The sequence below is a fragment of the Nonomuraea sp. NPDC050643 genome, assembly GCF_040654715.1.
In the GTDB taxonomy this organism is placed as follows: Bacteria; Actinomycetota; Actinomycetes; order Streptosporangiales; family Streptosporangiaceae; genus Nonomuraea.
Map to the genome: position 1 here is coordinate 67,633 of NZ_JBFAIM010000065.1, position 14,132 is coordinate 81,764.

Annotated in this window: 8 protein-coding genes; all 8 read right to left on the minus strand. The window is 71.0% G+C overall.

Features of this window, described 5'->3' with window-relative positions; all coding sequences use genetic code 11:
- Positions 1–5 precede the first annotated feature (5 nt).
- From AB0I15_RS51970 to AB0I15_RS52005, 8 genes are read right to left on the minus strand one after another with little or no spacing between them, the layout of a single operon-like run.
- Entirely contained in the window at positions 6–2,834 is a 2,829-nt protein-coding gene (locus tag AB0I15_RS51970; protein ID WP_358114204.1) for a TIM-barrel domain-containing protein, read from the minus strand.
- Positions 2,831–6,103, minus strand: coding sequence for a TIM-barrel domain-containing protein (locus AB0I15_RS51975; RefSeq protein WP_358114207.1), 3,273 nt, complete (start codon positions 6,101–6,103; stop codon positions 2,831–2,833). Before AB0I15_RS51975 ends, AB0I15_RS51970 begins: the two co-directional genes overlap by 4 nt.
- Before the next feature lie 15 nt (positions 6,104–6,118).
- A complete protein-coding gene (locus tag AB0I15_RS51980) occupies positions 6,119–8,329 on the minus strand; it encodes a TIM-barrel domain-containing protein (protein ID WP_358114209.1) in 2,211 nt (736 codons plus the stop codon).
- Positions 8,326–9,423: a glycoside hydrolase family 15 protein gene (locus AB0I15_RS51985; RefSeq protein ID WP_358114212.1), complete on the minus strand. Its 1,098-nt coding sequence runs from the start codon at positions 9,421–9,423 to the stop codon at positions 8,326–8,328. Before AB0I15_RS51985 ends, AB0I15_RS51980 begins: the two co-directional genes overlap by 4 nt.
- 35 nt (positions 9,424–9,458) lie before the next feature.
- Complete coding sequence (locus AB0I15_RS51990; protein WP_358114214.1) at positions 9,459–10,721, minus strand: sugar ABC transporter substrate-binding protein; 1,263 nt, start codon at positions 10,719–10,721, stop codon at positions 9,459–9,461.
- Positions 10,722–10,733: 12 nt separating this feature from the next.
- Complete coding sequence (locus tag AB0I15_RS51995) at positions 10,734–11,540, minus strand: carbohydrate ABC transporter permease (protein WP_358114217.1); 807 nt, start codon at positions 11,538–11,540, stop codon at positions 10,734–10,736.
- Positions 11,533–12,474, minus strand: a complete 942-nt coding sequence (locus AB0I15_RS52000) for a sugar ABC transporter permease (protein WP_358114220.1) — start codon at positions 12,472–12,474, stop codon at positions 11,533–11,535. Before AB0I15_RS52000 ends, AB0I15_RS51995 begins: the two co-directional genes overlap by 8 nt.
- A 40-nt stretch (positions 12,475–12,514) precedes the next feature.
- Entirely contained in the window at positions 12,515–13,774 is a 1,260-nt protein-coding gene (locus AB0I15_RS52005) for an ROK family transcriptional regulator (RefSeq protein WP_358114223.1), read from the minus strand.
- Positions 13,775–14,132 lie beyond the last annotated feature (358 nt).

Here is a 14,132-nt window from a genome sequence, read left to right on the forward strand (position 1 = left end):
CGTGGTCAGAAGGTGCCGGTCGTGGTGCCCGCCGTGCCGCTCGCCGGGGTGGTGAGGACGGTGTTGGCCCCCGGCTGCCACTGGTCCGCGGTGTCGGGGAAGCCGGCCTCCTGCCGTTTGACGCACTTCCACTCGACCGTGGTGCCGGGCGGGAGCTTGCCGATGGTGCCGGTCCAGGTCGGGTAGGCGGTCGGCGACAACTTGACCGCCCCGGCCACCGACCACGTGCCGAGCTGCGGCGCGCTGCCGACCGCGTAGACGGACTGGCCGGGCGTGGTGGTGCCGTTGTCGCATCTGAAGACGGCCGACACCGGAGGCTGGCCGAGCGTGAACGCGAACGTCTTCGCCGTGGTGACGGCCGTGCTCGCCGACTTGGCCACGATGAGGTTGCCGCCCGCGTTGTACCAGCCGCTCGCCGCCGCCTCGAAGGCGGCCTTGGTGGCGTGCTGGGTCAGCGGGGCGCCGTTCAGCGTGACCGCCGAGGCCTGGGTGTCGGCGACGAGCTCGACGACGTTCGACCGGGAGGCCGGGGCGGCCGGGTAGGTGCCGCTGGAGGCGGCCACCGTGACGGTCGCCGTGCCGCCGGTCAGCTGCTGGCCGATCTGCGTGGTACGCACGGCGCCGCTCTGGTAGCCGGTCGAGGCGCCGTCGTCCTCGTAGAGGGTGAAGCTCGTGGCGGCGGCGTCGGGGTAGACGCGGGCGACCAGCTCGTTCCTGGTGGTGGCGTCGGTCCGCTTGCCCACGACGTTCATGGTCTTGTCGTCCACGTGCATCTTGGGCAGGATCGCGCCCGCCCTGGCGAAGGCCGGCAGCCGGAAGGCGCCGTTCACCCACAGCGGCCGGTCGGTGAACCACTGGCCGGTGCTGGTCAGCTTCTCGCCCGTGGCGTAGTCGTACCAGGTGCCGGCGGGCAGGTACATGTCCCGGTCGCGCTCGCCCGCGCCCGCGACGACGCCGACCAGCAGGTCACGGCCGATGAGCTTCTCGTGGCCGGCCTCGCGCACGGTGGAGTCGTTCTGGTAGTAGTACGCGAGCGGCGGCACGACCGGCTCGCCGAACCTGTAGGCCCGGTGGGCCAGCGAGTAGTAGTAGGGCGTCAGCTCGTAGCGCTGGCGGAGGTTGGCGAGGTTGCTGGCGGTGTGCCCGATCTTGTCCGGTGAGGTCTGCGCGCAGTTGCACAGGTTCTCGGTGTGCGGGCGCACCGGCACCTCGAACCACGCGCCGTTGGCGAACCACTGCGTGTAGAGCTCGTCCAGGTCCGAGTTCAGCATCTCCCTGCGGAAGCCGCCGATGTCGGAGCCGTAGTAGTCGATGCCGGACATCGACATGTGCAGTTGCGCGTTCTGCTGCTGCGCGAGCGCGGTCAGCTTGGAGCCGATGTCGGCCGACCACATGGCCACGCCGTGCCGCTGCATGCCCGCCGCGCCGGAGCGGGCCAGCATGAACGGGCGCTTGGTGGTGGCGGAGTAGCCCCGGGCGATGCTCTCGGCCCACTTGAGGTTGTAGACGTTGTGGTAGTCGGCGTGGGCGTGCTTGCCGGGCAGGACACCGGAGGTCCAGTCGCCGGCGTCGTACATCTCCGGCTCGCCGAGGTCCAGCCAGTGGCCCTGCACCCCGGCGTCGATGAGCGGCTGCCGCTTGAGCGTGTGCCAGTAGTCGCCGGCGGCGTTCTGCGTCCAGTCGATCATGCCGCCCCGGCCCCACCAGTCGTTGGTGGTCAGGTACGTCGGCGCGCACGACGCGCAGCCGGCCCGCACCAGATGGCCGCGGGAGGCCAGGTCGGCGTGCTCGGGCAGGTTCCTGCCGACGTACGACTCCTCGATCGTCATCAGGCCGACGCCCTGGTTCGCCTGATAGCCGGCGATGGTCGCCGACGGGCTGGGGAAGGCGGTGGTGTCCCAGGTGAGGGTGCCCATCCTGGTGTTGTCGGAGCCCGCCGTCACCCCGCCGAACCACGGCAGGTCCAGCACGAAGCCGTCCACCGGGAACTTCGCCGTGCGCAGCCCCGACAGCCGGTTGTCGATCTCGGCCCAGTTGTCGTAGCCGAACTCCGACACCCACATGCCGAACGCCTTCTTCGGCGGCACCGGCGGCCGGCCGGTCAGCTCCATGTAGTCCTTGCGCAGGTCGGGCAGGTCCGGCCCGGTCATCGTGTACCACCTGAGCTGGTCGCCCCAGGTGTCGACCGTCCACGGGTCGCCGGTCAGGTTCCACTCCTGCTTGTAGACCTGGTCGAGCAGCAGGCCGTAGTTCAGGTTGGCGGCGCCGACCCCGAACAGCACCGGGATCTGGGCGTTGCCCACCGGGCCGTTGTCGGTGTCGTACGCCATGGCGTTGCCGTACGGCCCGCCCGGGGTACGGCTGCGCCCCACCCAGTCGCCGTCGGCGCTGCCGCCCATGAAGAACTGCTCGCCCAGCCCGTACGCGTTCTGGATCGAGCCCTTGGTGATCGTCAGGCCCTTCCACGCCTGGGCCAGGTTGCGCGGGCACGCCTCGTACAGCAGCCGGGCCGGGTCGGAGACCCTCACGCACAGCGTCCCGGCCGTGACCTCGACCTTCATCGCGCCCGTGGTCAGCGTGTTGCCCGACTGGGTGAAGCTCGCCGGCCCGGTGTAGTCGGTCTTGGCCACCTGCGGCGTGGTGAAGAGCGGTGAGCCGGTCCCCGGCGACGTGCCGTTGGCGAGCTCGAAGTGCACCAGGTCGTCGTCCAGGAACTCGGCGATCAGGTACGTCGAGCCGCTGGTGAACTGCACCCGCTGGACGGCGGCCTGCGCGGGCAGGGGCACGAGTAACGGCAGGAGCAGCGTGGTCAGGAAGAGGAGCGCTCGTTTCATGGCCGGGCCACCACCAGGTTGTCGAGGTTGATCCCACCGGTGTTCGAGGCGTCGTACGCGATCTTGACGGTGTGGGCGCCCGCGGTGAGCGACGTGGTCAGCGTGGCCGTGCCCCAGGTGTCCCAGTTGGCCAGGGCGGGCAGCGAGAGCGTGCCGGCCGGGACGCCGTCGACGTACACGGTCCTGGTCGAGGCCACGGTGGTCGAATAGCGGAACTTGAGCTGGTGGCTGCCCGCCGCGTCCGCCCTGACCTGGAACGTCACCGCGTCACCCGAGCTCGCGAAGCCGTCCGCGAACCCCGTGCCGGTGTACCCGGCGTGGTCGGTGTTGGTGGACGTGCCGGTGCCGGCGGCGAACTCGGCCTCGTAGGCGGCCTTGTCCACGCCGTTGAGCGTGATCGTCCGCCCGGCGGCGGCGCTCGCCAGCTTGACGTGGGTGAGCTGCTGCACCGGGTCCCACCACCAGCCCTCGGCCGCCGCCTTGAGGTCGGCGAGGCTCGCCCGCGCGCTCGCGCCGGTCACCGACGCCGGCTTCGTGCTCGCGACCTGCAGCGTGCTGGTCGTGGTGAGCGCGGGCACGGTGACGGTCACCGCGTGGCCGGCCCAGTTCTCGGCCGAACCGATCGTGCGGGTGGCGTTGGCCGCGTCCTCGAAGTAGGCGTACGACGTCGATCCTGCCGGATAGATGCGGAAGGCCAGGTTCGTGTAGGTGTCCACGCTGTTGCCGATCTCCCCGCCGAGCTGGTAGTCGGCGTTGAGGTTGAGCGGGATGATCGCCCCCGGCCTGGCGTAGACGGGGATGGTGTCCAGGCCCGCGTTGTAGGTCTTGGTGCCGGGCCCGGTGAACCGGCCGCCGTTCCACAGGTCGTACCACTCGCCCGCGGGCAGGTAGACGTTCTTGGCGGTGGCGCCCTGCGTGGTGATCGGCGCCACCAGGAGCTGGGAGCCGAACAGGTACTGCTGGTCCTGCGCCGCCGCCGTCGCGTCGCCGGGGAAGGCGAAGCTCATGGCCCGCATCATCGGCGCACCCGTCGCCGAGCTCGACCTGGCCTCGGTGTACAGGTACGGGATCAGGTTCATCCGCACGTTCGCGAACTTGCGGAAGGCGGGCACCACGCTCGTGTCCCCGGTGCGCGCCTGCACGTTCCACGGCGTGCGGGCCTCGGAGGCGCCGGGATTGGCCTTCTCCGAGTGGTACTGCATGATCGGCGAGAACGTGGCCTGCGCCGCCGAGCGCAGGTAGAGCTCGGCGCTGGGGAAGTCGCCGGTGAAGCCCGCCAGATCCCACGCCGTGTACGGCACCCCCGACTGCCCGGCGCTGAGCTGGGCCCGGACCGCCTCCTGGAAGGCGGAGAAGCTGGAGTTCTGGTCGCCCGCCCAGTAGATCGACGTGCTCTGGGCGCCCGTCGTGCCCGCCCGGCTGAAGATCGTGCCGTCCGGCTTCCTGCCCTTGACGTAGGAGTTGTAGGCGCCGGTGTAGCTGTTGGGGTAGGCGTTGTGCATCTCGTCGCCCTCGCGGCCGTCGGCGAACTGCACGCCCCTGCCGAACACGGCCTCACTGCCGTCGGTCTTGAAGCCGTCGATCCCGACCTCGTCCATCAGGTAGTCGCGCTTGCTCATCCACCAGTTCGCCGCGGCCGTGCTGGTGAAGTCGGGGATCATGCTGTCGCCGAACCACTGGCCGGTCGGGATCCGGTAGGGGCCGTTGGTGGCGTTCTCGGCGACGTATCCCTGCGCCTGCGCGTACGCCTTGTCGTTGAGATGCTGCTGCGGCGCGGTGGGCGGGTTGGTGTCGAAGTTCTCCTTGAACACCGGGATCTGCCAGAGGATCATCTTGATCCCCTTGCTGTGGGCGCTGGTGACCATGGCCTTCGGGTTCTGCCACGCGCTGCCCGCCGGGAACGTCAGATCCGCGTACGCCGGTTTGCCGCTGCCCGGTTTGGGGGTGTACGTGGCCCCGTGCCAGAGGTAGAACGTGGCCTCGTCGCTCCACTGCTCCAGCACCATCGCGGTGTGCGGAATCCGGTACGTGTCCAGGTTCGCCAGCTCGGCGGTCACCTCGGCCTGGGTGTTCCACTCGTTGGCCGACATCCACACCCCGAACGCCCACTTCGGCGGGAGCTGCGGCCGTCCGGTGACCGCCGTGTAGTCGTCGACGATCTCGGCCGGGGTCCCGGCGAAGAAGTGGTAGTCGAGTGTCGAGTCCAGCCCGCCGCCGGTGTCCACGGTGAAGCCGGCCAGGTCGCTCAGGTGGGTGCCGAGGTTGAAGATCGCGTAGCGGGTGCCGGCGACGTGGACGCCGTACCCGGCCGAGTTCAGGAAGAACGGCACGCTCAGGTAGGTGCGGCGGGTGGCGCCCTGGTCCCGGTACTGGTTGTAGACGTAGTTGTGCACGTCGGTGCCGCGCTGGTCGAGCCGGTCGTAGCGCTCGCCGAAGCCTTCGAAGCGCTCGCCGGCCGGCGACATGAAGTGGTCCTCGATCTTGGTGATCGTGGTGGCGCCGTCGCTGGCCCAGCCGATGTTCCGGAACGTGGCGGGGTCGTACTGGCGGGTGATCAGCGTCGTGCCGTCGCCCTTGAAGACCGACAGGCGGTACGGCGACTTCTGGATCTTCAGCACGAGCGAGCTGGTGGAGATCGTCAACGTGCTCGCGGAGTTCGTCACCGCATATCCAGACACGCCGGAAATATTGAGACCTGAGCCGCTGGGGGCGATCTGCGTTCTGAACCGGTCGAGCGCGGGGAACGCGAAGCGGATCTTCGGCGTGAAGCTCCCCGCGCTGTCACCGGTCGTGACGTCCACCGACGTGCCGTTGTTCACGAACCCCGTCACGTTCGTCACCGTGCTCCACGACGTGACCGTGAACGCGAACGGGCCGGTGCTCTTCTGCCCGCCGCCGTTCACGTCGGCGTTGACCGTGTAGGAGATCTGGTCGCCGCGGGCGAACGTGCCCAGGTTGATCCGCCAGTAGCTGTTGTTGCCGCTGTTGTGGTCCCAGGCGGCGCCGACCGGTGTCTGGCTCACGCCGTTCTTCGTCCAGGTGACCCAGACGGTCTGGCCGGACTCGATCGGCCACGTCGTCGCGTTGATCCGGACCGCCTCACCGGCCATCGGATCGCGCGGGAGGCGTTCGGTGGGCTCGCTGGAGTAGAGGTCGTCGATCCCGGTCGGGTTGTGGTGGATGCCGTCGAGTGCGTAGGCGGGGACGGAGACGAGGGAGGCGAGCAGGACGAGCGCCATGACGGTGGCGGCCGACCGTAACCGGCTCATGGAGGGTGCCCTTCTTCAGAAGACGGGGGAGAGTCGGGACCAGTGCTCCGCCGCGCACAGCACGGGCGGGCGGTCGAGCGGCGCGGGCAGATTCACCGTCCGCCCGCCGGTCAGGTGGCGTCCGGTCCACACATCGACCCAGTCGCCTTCGGGGAGGTGAACGGACAACTCCGACACCCCCGGCTCGGTCACGGGCGCGACCAGCAGCGCGTCGCCGAGCTTGTACTGCAGCGGATGCCGCCAGAGCGCCGGATCGTCCGGGTGGTCGAAGAACAGGCCGCGCATCAGCGGCGCGCCGCCGCCGATCGCCGCCCGCGCCTGCTCGGCCAGGTACGGCACCAGCCGCTCGCGCACCTCGGCCAGCCGCCGGAACACCGGGATCACCCGCTCGTCCCCGGTCTGGGCGGCGACGTTCCACGGCGTGCGGTCCCGGACGGGCGTGCGGTGGTGGTTGAACTCGGAGTGGTACTGCATGATCGGCATGAACGCCGACGCCCCCGCCGCCCGCAGATAGAGCTCGGCGTCCGGCACGGGCCCGGAGAAACCGGCCAGGTCCCAGCCCCAGTACACGATCCCGCAGGCCGAGGCCGTGATCCCGGCCCTGATCGAGGAGCGGAAGGCCTCCCAGGTCGAGTCCTCGTCCCCGGCCCAGAAGGCACCGTGGGCCTGCGACCCCGCGAACCCGGCCCGGCTGAACGTCACCGGCGCCTTGCCGCACGCGCGCAGCAGGTCGCCGAACGCGCGGGCGTAGTGCACGGGGAACAGCCCGTTGCCCGCCGCGCCGTCGCGCCCGTCGGCGTAGCGCAGGTCATGGCCCCAGGCGTGCTCGCCGCCGTCGGTCTTGAACCCGTCGATCCCCACCTCCTCGACCAGGTAGCGCCGCTTGGCCGTCCACCACTCGCGCACCTCCGGGGAGGACAGGTCGGGCATGAGCGCGAGCGGGAACCACCAGCCCCGGTTGCGGTAGGGGCGGCCGTCGGGCTCGCGCACGCCGTACCCGCGCGCGACGAGCTGCCGGGCGTCCACGGCGGCCTGGTGGCGCGGGTGGGGGCGCATCTTCTGCAGCGGGATCTGCCAGAGCAGCACCTTGACGTCCCTGCGGTGCAGCTCGTCCACCATGCCCTTGGGGTCGGGCCACGGCCCGTCCGCGGGGAAGGCGTAGTCGGCCAGTGTGTGGGGGTCCTCGGACGGCTCGTACGCCGCGCCCCGGAACGCCGTGAACGTCGTCTCGTCGCTCCACGCCTCGATGACCAGCGCGCCTACCGGGATGCCGTGCTCGCGGTGGCGGTCCATCTCGGCCAGCACGCGCTCCTGGGTGTTCCACTCGTTGCCGCTGGCCCACAGCCGGAACACCCACTCCGGCAGCTCGGCGGGCCTGCCGACGTCGTCGAGGAAGCCCCGCAGGACGTCCGCGGGCGCGCCGCCGCCGTAGAAGCGCACGCCCAGCTCGCCGTCCGGGCCGGTCTCGGCCTCGACGACGATCCGGCCGGGACGGGCGGCGTCGACGTCGTACCAGGTCCGCCGGGAGGTCTGGACGTGCCAGCCCCAGCTCGCCGGGCCGCCGACGACCATGGCGTACGGCATCGGCAGGTACGTGCGCCCGTGCCGGCCCTGCGCCTTGTACTGCTCGAAGACCACCGCGTCCAGGGCCCGGCCCCGCTGGTCCACGGCGTCGAACCGCTCGCCGAAGCCGACGACGTGCTCCTCCGGCTCCAGCGCCAGCTCGAACCGCACCCGGAGCGCGCCGTCGCCGTCGCCGAGCCAGCGCACGCTGCCCGGCACGATCCGGTCGGCGCCGGTGACCTCCAGCTTGCCGCCGGCGTCCGACCAGGTCGCCGCCGTCACCTCGAACCACCGGGTGGCGCGGCTCGCGCCGTCGTCGGTCGTGGCGCGGAAGCGGTAGGCGTACCGGCTTCCGGCCTGGAGGGCGGGGGTGCGCACGCTCCAGGAGCCGGCGGCGGCGCGGGCGGCCCGCGCCTGGGCGGCGGCGAGATGCCCGCCGTCCACGCCGCCCTCGGCGGCGGCGTCGTGCGCGCCCCGGTTGGTCAGGGGCAGCTCGACGGGCGCGGCTCCGTCCACGGCCCAGTCGCACACGACGGCGACCACCCGCGCCGACGCGCGCACCCGCAGCTCCACCGCCTCGCCGGCCAGCGGCCTGGCCGGGACGCGCTGGTCCTCGGTCTCCGCGTACGGATGCCCCGATCCGTGGGGCCGGTGCCGGATCACGCCGTCACCCCCAGCTCGTCGGCGAGGATGAGGTACATGCCGTGCGACCACAGCAGCGGCGTGGCCACCGGACCCCAGCGGTCCAGCCACTCCTGCCGCCGCTCCGGCGCCAGCAGCAGGTCGGACACCTGCTCGGGCAGATCACCCGAAGGGGTCGCCTGCGCGGCCATCCACTCCAGATGCCGCACCGCCTCGGCCCGCCGCCCGGCGCGGGCATGGTTCCAGCCGAGGAACCCGGCCAGCAGCAGCCAGCGCCCGCCGCCGTAGAAGGTGTCGTCCAGGTAGCGGTGGACGCCGCCGTCGCGGGCGAGCCGCCGCTCGACCTCGGCGACCGTCGCCTCGCCGACCGGATGCCCGGCCGGGTACAGCCCGAAGGGCTCCACACAGGCCAGCAGGCTCCCGTCCACGGCGTCACTGCCGAGCCACTTCCGCAGATGCCCGCCACCGGCCGGGTGCTCGGTGACGCCCTCGCGCGCCACGAGGTCCTCGACGCCCTCGACGGCCTCGGCCGCCGCCGACGACTCCGCCGCGCCCAGCACGCCGAGCGCGATGGCGGCCCGCAGGCCCGCGTGGATCGACCCGAGCGTGGCGACGTGCCGGTGCTCGACGTGCTCCTCCCACCAGTCGTAACAGGGCACCCGCCAGAACGCGGTCAGATAGCGGGCCGCCGTCCTGACGCCCTTCTCGACGCCGGCCACCGCCGAGCCGTGCCGCGCGTGGTGCTCGTGCAGCGCCCACAGCCACGTGCCGTACCCGTCGAGCTGGAAGTCCCACCAGTCGTCGTCGCCGTCGATCCCGTCCAGCGTGAACCGGGTCGGCAGCATCTCGGCGGCCGGGACCGTCTCACCGCGCGCCGCGCGGGACACCAGCGTGTCCACCTGGCCCGCGCGGTCGCCGACCACCCGCGCGCACCAGGCGTGGAAGGCGTCCGCGCCGGCCACGTCGCCGTGCCTGCTCACCCCCTCGGCGATGAACGCGCCGTCGCGCAGCCAGGAGTAGCCGCGGTAGGCGGAGAAGGTGGGCGAGGCCGGATAGGCCCCGGAAGGCGCCTGCAATCTCTTGATCACGTCGAGGCTGTGCGCGACGAGGGACAACGAATCTCTCCTGAGTACGTAGAAACGGGGAAGGCTCAGCCGAGCAGCGCGTCGACTTCGGCGGCGGCCGCCTTGAGCGCGTCCTCGACGGACTTGCGCCCGGCCGCGGCCTCGCTCAGCTCCTTGGTCACCGCGTCCTGCATCTCCTGCTGGCGCTTGATCACCGGAGGCAGCGCGATGGACTTGAGCGAGTCGAAGACCGCCTGCCGGTTGGCCGGCTTGGGATCCTTGAGGTAGCCGGACAGCACCTGCTGGTCAGAGACCGGCGGCAGCTCCCACGACGACTGGATGCGGGTGGTGGCCGCGGTGCCCGACGCCGACAGGAAGCGGGCCCAGGCCCAGGCCTCCTTGCCGTGCTTGGTGGTCGACGAGGCGGCCACCGCGTTGTGGAAGACCGCGCTGGCCTTGGCCGCGTCACCCGGCTCGACGACCACGTCCCAGGCGAACGGCACGTCCTTCAGGCCCGCGAACTGCCAGATGCCGTTGTGCCACATGGCGAGCTTGCCGGACTTGAAGAGGTTCGTGTCGTAGTCGGCGGTGCCGCCGATCTCGGCCTCGGTCGGCATCGTCTTGCCCACCTTCGACACCAGCCAGGTGGCCGCCTTGACGCCCTGCGGGCTGTTGAACGCCGACGTCTTGCCGTCCGCCGACAGGAACTCGCCGCCCGCCTGCTTGAGCGTCTTGTAGAACTCGAAGAACTGCACCGGCTGGAAGTCGCCGTACACGCCCTTCTTCCTGTCCGTCAGCTTCGCCGCGGCGGCCTGCTCGTCCTCCCAGGTCCAGTCCGCGGTGGGCGGGGCCACCCCGGCCTTGTCGAACAGGTCCTTGTTGTAGAAGAGCACGACCGTGGAGAAGGAGGCGGGCAGCGCGTACTGCTTGCCGTCCCGCTTGAAGGCGTTGAGCGACTCCTGGGCGTACACGGAGGGGTCGCCGTCGCCCGCCACCGTGGCGAGGTCGAGCAGTGAGCCGGCGCTGGCGTAGGTGACGAAGTTCTCGTAGTTGAGCTCGAAGGTGTCGGGCGCGGTGCCGCCCGCGATGCTGGTCTGGAGCTTGGTGAAGTACTGGTCGAAGGGGGCGGTCTCGACGACCACGTCCACCTTCGGGTTCTCCTTCTCGAAGGCCTTCTCGATCGTGTCGAGGTCCTTCACGTGGTCGGGCGCCGCCGAGAACGTGAAGTACCGCAGCGTCACCTTGCCGCCTTCACCGGTCGTGCCCTTGGTGGCCGATCCCTGCGAGCAGGCGGAGGCGAGCAACGCTGCCGCCGCGACGGCGGTGGCGATCTTGATGTGTCGTGACATGGGGGGTTTCCTTTACTTGAGCCCGCTCTGCGCGACGCTGGCGATGACGTGCTTCTGCGCGAAGACGTACAAGATGAGGATCGGGACGACGCTGACGACCGAACCGGCCATCACCACGTCCCACTGCGTGGTGAACTGGCCGTGCAGCGTGGCCAGGCCCAGGGGCAGCGTCATGAACTCGGGCGACTTGATGATGATCAGCGGCCAGAGGTAGCTGTTCCAGCTCGCCATGAAGCCGAAGATGGCGAACGTGGCCAGCGCCGGGCGGATCAGCGGCAGCACCACGTACAGGAAGATCCGGAAATGGCCGGCGCCGTCCAGCACGGCCGCCTCGTCGAACTCCCGGGGCACCTGGTTGATGGCCTGCCGCAGCAGGAACACGCCGAACGCCGAGGCGATCGTCGGCGCCAGCAGCGCGAAGTACGTGTCGACCAGGCCGAACGTGCGCATCTCGATGAACAGCGGCACGACCAGCACCGGCAGCGGCATCATCAGCGTCGTGAGGTAGACCGCGAACAGCGCGCCCCGGCCCGGGAAGGGCAGCCGGGCGAACGCGTAGGCCGCCATCGCGCTGGTGACCAGTTGCAACGTGGTGGAGGCGGCGCCGATCCAGGCGCTGTTGAGCACGATCCGCCAGAACGGCAGCGTCTCCAGCAGCCTGCCGTACGCGTCCAGGCCGGCGCCGTCGGGAGTGAAGTCGGGCGGCACGGCCAGCACGGCGTCGCTCGGCGTGATCGAGGTGATCACCGCCCAGCCGAACGGGAACAGCATGACCAGCGCGCCGAGCGCCACCACGAGGGAGCGCAGGACCTTACCCATAGGTCACCCACCGCTTCTGACCCCGGATCTGCACGATCGTCACCAGCAGCACGAGCGCGAACAGCAGCCACGACAGGGCCGAGGCCGCGCCCGCCCGGCCGTAGCGGAAGGTGAGGTCGTAGATCTGCGAGACCACCACCTGCGTCGCGCCGCCCGGCCCGCCGCCCGTCATGATCGTGACCTGGTCGAACACCTGGAAGCCGTTGATCAGCGAGATCACCACCACGAAGAACGTCGAGGGGGACAGCAGGGGCAGCGTGATGTGCCGGAACCTGCGCCAGGCCGTGGCGCCGTCCACCATGGCGGCCTCCTGGAATTCGCGGGGGATCGCCTGCAGCCCGGCCAGCAGGATGATCATCACGAAGCCCAGGTCCTTCCACGCCGAGGCGAGGATGATCGACGGCATCGCCCAGTCGGGATCGGTCCACCAGCCGGGCCCGCTCACGCCGACCAGGCCGAGCGCCCAGTTGACGATGCCGCTGGCCGGGTTGAGCAGCCACTTCCACATCAGCGCGACGACGACCCAGCTCGTGATCACCGGCAGGAAGTACACGCCGCGCAGCAGGCCGCGCGCGGGCATCGCCCGGTTGAGCAGCACCGCCAGGCCCAGGCCGCCGACGTAGACGAGGGGGAGGTAGCCGGCGATGAAGTACAGGGTGTGCAGGAACGCGGCCCTGGTGTCCGGGTCGCCGATGAGCTCGACGTAGTTGCCGAGCCCCACCCAGCGCATGTCGGTGATGAGGTCCCATTCGTGCAGGCTCGTCCAGAGCGAGCCGATCATCGGGACCAGCGTGTAGAGGGTCAGCGGGATCAGGCTCGGCAGCAGGAACACCGCGACCGTGCCGGCGTAGCGCCACCCACCGCGCCGCCTCGGGCGCGCGTGGGTGGCCCGCGGCTCGGCCGCGGCCTCGGGCAGGGCCTCCCGGACGCTCATGAGGCGGCCCCGATCAGGCGGAGGCCGCTCCGGCCGGCGCTCATGAGGCCGCTCCGATCAGGCGGGCGCGGACCAGGCGGCCCTGCTCGCCGGCCGCTCCGGCGGCGTCGAACGGGGTGGCCAGCACCAGCGCCGCCGCTCCCTGGGCCCAGCTCGTGTCGTCCCAGCTCTCCACCTCGACCGAGATGTCCCGCCGCCCGGGATAGAGCTGCGCCCGCAGCGCCGGCTCGAAGCCGGTCCGCCACAGCGGCCAGTCGGCCGTGCCCTCGCCGAGCACCACCACGACCTCGGGGTCCACCACGTTGATCAGCCCCGCCGTGGCCCGGCCCAGAATCGCTCCGGCCTCGGCGAACACCTCGCACGCGATCACGTCACCCTCGGCGGCGGCCCTTCCGAGCGCGGCCACCGCCCCGAGCGGGTCACGTCCGTCCGGCCGAGACCGGTCCGTCCCGGTGGGGGAGAGGCTCGCGGCCGCCCCGTCGCCGGTTTCCTTGTGGCGGGCGGCGGCGAGCAGGCCCGCCGAGCCGACGAACGCCTCCAGGCAGCCCCGGGCGCCGCAGCCGCACGGCGGGCCCTCCGGGTCCACCGGCAGATGGCCGAACTCGCCCGCGCCGCCCCGGGCGCCCCGATAGACGCGGCCGTCCGCGACGATCGCCGCGCCGACGCCCCGCCCGATGGTCACCACGAGGAAGTCGCGGTGCGTACGCCCCCGGCCGTACAGGCGCTCGGCCGCGGCCAGCGCGTTCACGTCGTTCTCGACCAGGACGGGCAGGTTGAGCCGGCGGCGCAGCCGATCGCCCACCGGCATGGCCTGCCAGCCGAGCGTCGGCGCGTTCACCGTGCCGACCGCCTGATCGTCCACGCTGCCCGGCACCCCGACCCCGACCCCCAGCAGCGGCGGCACCCCGGAGATCTCCTGGACCACCGACTCCACCGCCGCCGCCAGGTGCTCCAGCGCGTCGGGCGCCGCCGGGTCGTGCGGCAGCTCCCAGGACCCGAGCACCTCACCGTCGAGCCGCACGTCCACCAGCACCAGGTGATCGGCGGTCACCTTCACGCCGAGGGCCCGCCCGGCGCTGCCCACCAGCCCGAGGCGCTGCGCCGGTCGGCCGCCGCGCGACGGCTTGAGATCGAGCTCCTCCAGCATCCCGTGCCCGATGAGCTCCTTGGTGAGCTGGGTGACGGTGGCGGGGCTGAGGTCGAGTTCGCGGGCTATCTCGCTGCGGCTCAGCGGGCCGACCGTGCCCAGAAGGGCGAGGATCGCCGTCCTGGTGAGGTCGCCGCGGTCCGTGCCTGCCATGTGAGAGGACTTTCTTTAGGAATAAAGTTAGTGCTGAAGATAGTGCTGCGCGGCCGCCCTCCTGTCAAGGGTCCGAAACCCTCCTGAAACACGGACGCTTACGCAAGGCGCCCGCTCGCGGAGCGCAAGTCTTGCGGCTTCTTGCACGGACCCGACGTCGTGCCTTGCGCTCTGTCGGGATGCGCCGCCTGCCCAGGTCATGGCCGTGAACAGGGCGAAGATCCTCATCTTCTGGCGATCGACAGTTATTTCTTTGCGCAATTTCGTCGAAATATTGCGGCCATCTGCTCGACATCCTATGGTTCGGCCATCCGGCACACCCGAAGGGCCACCCCCATGAGAGCACTGCTTGCCGCCC

What these genes read in the sequence shown, in the direction of transcription:
- AB0I15_RS51970 (WP_358114204.1), bottom strand. Translation starts at nt 2,834, where the DNA reads ATGAAACGAGCGCTCCTCTTCCTGACCACGCTGCTCCTGCCGTTACTC.
- AB0I15_RS51975 (WP_358114207.1), bottom strand. Translation starts at nt 6,103, where the DNA reads ATGAGCCGGTTACGGTCGGCCGCCACCGTCATGGCGCTCGTCCTGCTC.
- AB0I15_RS51990 (WP_358114214.1), bottom strand. Translation starts at nt 10,721, where the DNA reads ATGTCACGACACATCAAGATCGCCACCGCCGTCGCGGCGGCAGCGTTG.
- AB0I15_RS51995 (WP_358114217.1), bottom strand. Translation starts at nt 11,540, where the DNA reads ATGGGTAAGGTCCTGCGCTCCCTCGTGGTGGCGCTCGGCGCGCTGGTC.
- AB0I15_RS52000 (WP_358114220.1), bottom strand. Translation starts at nt 12,474, where the DNA reads ATGAGCGTCCGGGAGGCCCTGCCCGAGGCCGCGGCCGAGCCGCGGGCC.
- AB0I15_RS52005 (WP_358114223.1), bottom strand. Translation starts at nt 13,774, where the DNA reads ATGGCAGGCACGGACCGCGGCGACCTCACCAGGACGGCGATCCTCGCC.